Source organism: Streptomyces vastus (assembly GCF_039532825.1).
Lineage (GTDB): Bacteria > Actinomycetota > Actinomycetes > Streptomycetales > Streptomycetaceae > Streptomyces > Streptomyces vastus.
This window is the reverse complement of sequence record NZ_BAAASJ010000124.1, coordinates 1-5001: the sequence shown is the minus strand read 5'-3', so window position 1 is coordinate 5001 and position 5001 is coordinate 1. Positions and strand designations below refer to the sequence as shown.

5 protein-coding genes are annotated in these 5001 nt (G+C 73.4%); all 5 read left to right on the top strand.

Translation table 11 applies throughout. From position 1 onward, the window contains the following. Positions 1 to 602, top strand: a 602-nt coding sequence (locus ABD357_RS41270) for a TraM recognition domain-containing protein (RefSeq protein WP_344396684.1), incomplete at its 5' end; no start/stop codon positions are given. Positions 603 to 662: 60 nt separating this feature from the next. Then, positions 663 to 1655 (top strand): replication-relaxation family protein, encoded by a 993-nt coding sequence (locus ABD357_RS41265; RefSeq protein WP_344396682.1) that lies wholly within the window; start codon positions 663 to 665, stop codon positions 1653 to 1655. Then, the gene (locus ABD357_RS41260) at positions 1652 to 2593 is read left to right on the top strand and encodes a C40 family peptidase (protein WP_344396680.1); all 942 of its coding nucleotides are present in this window, start codon (positions 1652 to 1654) and stop codon (positions 2591 to 2593) included. The genes ABD357_RS41265 and ABD357_RS41260 overlap by 4 nt, the downstream gene beginning before the upstream one ends. Then, positions 2590 to 3447 (top strand): extensin, encoded by an 858-nt coding sequence (locus ABD357_RS41255; RefSeq protein WP_344396677.1) that lies wholly within the window; start codon positions 2590 to 2592, stop codon positions 3445 to 3447. Before ABD357_RS41260 ends, ABD357_RS41255 begins: the two co-directional genes overlap by 4 nt. 157 nt (positions 3448 to 3604) lie before the next feature. Then, the gene (locus tag ABD357_RS41250) at positions 3605 to 4651 is read left to right on the top strand and encodes a hypothetical protein (RefSeq protein ID WP_344396675.1); all 1047 of its coding nucleotides are present in this window, start codon (positions 3605 to 3607) and stop codon (positions 4649 to 4651) included. The last annotated feature ends 350 nt before the right edge of the window (positions 4652 to 5001 follow it).

The window sequence follows — 5001 nt, the reverse complement described above, 5'->3', positions numbered from 1 at the left end:
TCGCCGCCGGCCCCTCCACCTTCGACCTCACCAGCGTCCTCGACGGCGGCATCCTGCTGGCCCGCCTCCCCAAAGGAGCGCTCGGCGAAGAGACCGCCCGGCTGCTCGGCTCGTTCATCGTCGCCGGCACCTGGCAGGCCGCCGCCGCCCGCGCCCGCACCCCCGAACACGCCCGCATCGACGCCACGCTGAGCATCGACGAGGCCCACAACTTCCTCACCCTCCCGTACCCGCTGGAGGACATGCTCGCCGAGGCCCGCGGCTACCGCCTGTCCCTGCTGCTGGCCCACCAGCACCTCGCCCAGCTGCCCCGCGACCTGCGCGAAGGCATCTCCGCCAACGCCCGCAACAAAATCTTCTTCAACGCCTCCCCCGAAGACGCCACTTCGCTGGAGCGCCACACCCTGCCCACCCTGGCCGCGCACGACCTCGCCCACCTCGGCCCCTACCAGGCCGCCGCCCACCTCCTGACCGGCGGCGCGGAATCGGCCGCGTTCACCCTCACCACCCGCCCCCTGCCGCCCGCCGTGCCCGGCCGCGCCACGGACCTGCGCGCGGCAGCCGCCTCCCGCACCGGCCCCCGCCCGGCCACCCGGCCCTGACCCAGATCCCCCGCACCCCTGCCGTCAGCGCAACCACACGCCTCCGGTGGAGAACTTGTCATGCCCGCACTCCCCCGCCCGGCCTTCGGCCCCGGCTCCCGCTACACCGCCCGCGCCGCCCTCACCCGCCCCAGGCCCGCCCGGCCGGCGGACGTGGCCACCCTCGCCCGCCGCCTCACCGACCGCGACCTGTGGCTCGTGCGCATGCTGCACGAGCACCGGGTGCTCACCACCCACCAGATCACCCGCCTGGCCTTCACCTCGCTGCGCTCCGCCCAGCGCCGCCTGCGCACTCTGCACCAGCACGCCGTCCTCGACTCCTTCCGCCCGCTGACCGCATCGGGCTCGGCTCCCGAGCACTACACCCTCGGCCCCGCCGGTGCCGCCCTGCTCGCCGCCCACGCCGGACTCGACGTCGCGGCTCTCGGATGGCGCCCGACCGCGACCGGCCGTATCGCCTACTCCCCCTCCCTCGGCCACGACCTGGGCGTCAACGAGCTGCTCACCCACCTCGCCGCCCGCGCCCACACCCGCCCCGAGGCCCAGCTCGCGCTCTGGCTCTCGGAACGATCCGCCGCACGCCGCTGGGGCGACATCATCCGCCCCGACGCCTACGCTCACTACCGCGACGACGGCCACCTGCTGCCGTTCTTCCTCGAATACGACACCGGCAGCCAGCCCCTGCCCCGCGTCGAGGCCAAACTCGCCGCCTACGCCGCCTTCACCCTCGCCACCAGCACCAGCCCGGCCCTGCTCATCCACACCCGCACCGCCTCCCGCGACCAGGCCCTGCGCCACCGCCTCACCGGCGCCGCGCGCGAGCTGGGCCTGCGGGTGGCGACCTCGTCGGCGGACTTCACCACCACCAACCCGTGGGGCCCGTGGTGGGCGCCCCTGGAGCCCGGCGCCCGCCGCACCACGCTCACCCACCTCGCCGCCCACTGGCCCGGCCTGGCCCCGGCCGCCGGCCTGGAGCCGACCGACGCCGACACCGCCCTCACCCTCCCCGTGCCCCCACTACCACCCACCCCCACCCCAGGGGCCACTTCATGAGTTCCCTGCTCGCCAAATCGGTCGGCGGCATCGGGTGCACGGTCATCGCCCTGCCGCTGCTCGTCGCCCTCACCCTCGCCGCCGCACTCGGCAGCGGCAGCGGGATGTCCGGCGGCAACTCGGCGGCCCCGAGCAAGCACGCCCTGGCCGACATCCCCGCCCGCCTGCTCGCCCTCTACCAGCGCGCCGCCCCCGAATGCCCGGGCCTGTCCTGGACCATCCTGGCCGCGATCGGCAAGGTCGAGACCGACCACGCACGCCACCCCACCATGCGCTCCCCGGCGGGCGCCGTGGGGCCGATGCAGTTCCTGCCCTCCACCTTCAAGGCGTACGCGTATCCCGTACCGCCCGGCGGAAAGAAGCCACCCACCCCCTGGGACCCGGTCGACGCCGTCCACGCCGCAGCCCGGCTGCTGTGCGCCAACGGCGCCCGCAACGGCAAGAACCTGCGGCGGGCCATCTGGCACTACAACCACTCCGACGCCTACGTCACCCAAGTCCTCACGATCGCCGACCGGTACGCGGCCGCCGCAGCCACCCCACAGGGCGCTGCCGCCAAGGCGGTTGCCTTCGCCCGCGCCCAGCTCGGCACCCCGTACGTGTGGGGCGGCGACGGCCCGGCCGAGGGCGGCTTCGACTGCTCCGGCCTCACCCAGGCCGCCTACAACGCCGCCGACATCCCCATCCCCCGCATCGCCCAGGCCCAGTACCACCACGGCCCCCGCCTCCCGAAGGGCGCCCAACTGGCCCCAGGCGACCTGCTGTTCTTCGGCACCAGCCCCCGCAGCATCGCCCACGTCTCGCTCTACACCGGCCACGGGCAGGCCATCGACGCACCCCGCCCCGGCGCCGTGGTCCGCGAAGGCCCCGCGAACACCGACACCCCCTCCTTCCAAGGCGCGACCAGGCCGGCGGTGCCAGGCGGTGGTGTCCGGTGAAGCAGATCGCCGCGATCGAGGCCGTCGGCCTGCTCAGGACCATGACCCGCGTGCTGTGCGTGGTCGGCATCCTGGCCCTGGTCTTCACCACCGTCAACGTCACCCGCTTCGCCACCAGCCGCGGCGTCCCCCTCCCCATCGCCATCCTCCTCGACCCGATGATCGGCACCGCGCTGGCCGGCGTCTTGTATGTCGACGCCCGTCTGGCCGCCTGGGGTATCCGCCCACCGGCCTGGTCGACCGCACTGCGCTGGGGCGCCGGCTGTACCGCCGCCCTGATGAACGCCTGGGAATCGCTGTGGCCCGACGGACAGATCGGCTGGCCCCGCAGAGCCGATCCGGCAGCCGTACTGCTGCACCTGACCCCGGCGCTGCTCCTGATCGCCCTGACGGAGACGATCGCCGCCTACCGAAGAACCGTCACCGACCTCCTGGACAAGATCGGCCCCGCCGATTCCACCGCACCCCGAACGGCTGGGGAGCACACCGATCCGGACGCCACCGATCGCGATCCGCTCAACTCCCGCCTCTCAGGGGGTCGTCCGGATCCCGGTCCCGCCTCATCCCGCACCCCCGGTTACACCCGCGTCGGCCAGGACAGAACCCATATGGCCGACAGCACGCCCGACGACCGCCCCGTGGGACCCGGCCCCCGACCGGTCGGCGACCTGGCGACCGACGCCGACGTGTGGCCGCGCGCCGTGGCCCTGGACGACGCAGCCCGCGCCGCGACGGGGAAACCGGTAAGCATCTGGCGGCTGCGCACCGATCTGCGCATCGGCCCTCGGCGCGCCCGCCAGCTACGCGAGCAACTCCTGGCCCGCCGCCCCGACCCGCCGCTCCCGATCGGCTGAACCGCCCTCGTCCGCCGCCCGATCCGCCCCACCGGATCCGGGATTCGGAATCTGACGACGCCCCCTTCGCCGATCGACCCGGCACCCCCTCATCCCGCAGTCGCCCGCAACCGTGACGCCCCTCTGAGCTGACCCAATCGGGAAACGATCGGGCCGCTTGACTTCCCTCGCCGAGCGAGCGTCCATGGTCGTGGCCGACGACCCGAGCGGGCTCACGGACCACCGTCAACCCGCTCGCGCCACGGCCCTGTTCGCCCGGGAGAACCGCGATGCGCACGCGCCCGACGAACCCTGCGGACCGCCCACACGGACCCGCACCCCGGCCGGGGACCTCAACCACGACATCCACACGGAACGAGGTTCCCTCATGTCCGACACCACGACCGACGGCACCCGTACACGCCACGCCGCCCCCGCCCCCGAGCCGCTCGCCCAGCTGACCGGCGCACCCGCCGCGATCTACACCGAACTGACCGGCCTCACCGAAAGCGCCACCGCCGCCGAACTCGCCCTCGCCGCCGGCCTGGGCCGCTCCACCACCGGAAAGGCCCTGACCACCCTGGAAGAGCACGGCCTGGCCGTACGCACCCCCGGCGGCCACGACGGCCCCCGCCGCGCCCCCGACCACTGGCGCGCCGCACCCACCCCCGAGACCAACGGCGATGCCCCCCGCAGTCATGAACCCGCCGACACCCAGCCGGAATCCCCCGACACGGACAGCCCGGAGCCGATCGAAAACAGCACGGCCGATGAGGATGCACCCGCCGACGAGGCCGCACCCGCCGACGGCACCATGGACGCCCCCACCGCCCCGGCAACCGAGGCGCCGCAGGACGCCGAACACAGCGAGGGCGACGACACCGGCGAGAACGAGCCGCCCACGGACGGCTCCAGCGACGGCTCGAAGAACGAAGACCCCCCTGCCCCGCAGACAGGCGCCGGGCGGCAGACGACGCCGACGGAAGCGATCATCCTGCCGGGTGAGAAGAAGCGGCTCGCGCCCGGAGCACTACGGCACATGGTCATCGACCACCTCGAGGCGCATCCCTGTGAGGCGTTCACCGCCACCAAGATCAGCCGCGTGATCGAGAAGTCCTCGGGCGCCATCGCCAACGCACTGGTCACCCTCGCCCGGCAGGGCATCGCCGAGCAGGTGAGCGACAAGCCGCGCACCTACCGTCTGGCGGCGCCGGAGGGCAACTGATAGCTGACCGGCCATAGCGAACCGGGCTGGTTCCCACGGGGGTTGGGAACCAGCCCGGCTGCTGTGCGAGTGTTCCACACCAAGCGTGTGAAGGCCGGGAGGCCGGGGGTCTGTGGCTGGCTCAGCGCGGTCGCGGCTGTGCTGTCGGCGGCCATCGCTGTGTGTATGGCATGCCCGGCAGCAATCACTGCTGACGAACCGAGGTCAGCCTTCGGCGGCCTGCGGAAAGGACGGAATCGCTCCCAGAGAAAGCGCGTCAGATACGTGCTTCAGGCAGGCCGCGAGATCGTCACAAGCCACTTCAGCCGCTTGCTTGGCCTTGCCAGGCAAGCGCAGCCGACGGACACGCT

Bases quoted from the DNA above. Each gene is read 5' to 3' on its own strand.
- ABD357_RS41265 (WP_344396682.1), top strand. From the start codon at position 663: ATGCCCGCACTCCCCCGCCCGGCCTTCGGCCCCGGCTCCCGCTACACC.
- ABD357_RS41260 (WP_344396680.1), top strand. From the start codon at position 1,652: ATGAGTTCCCTGCTCGCCAAATCGGTCGGCGGCATCGGGTGCACGGTC.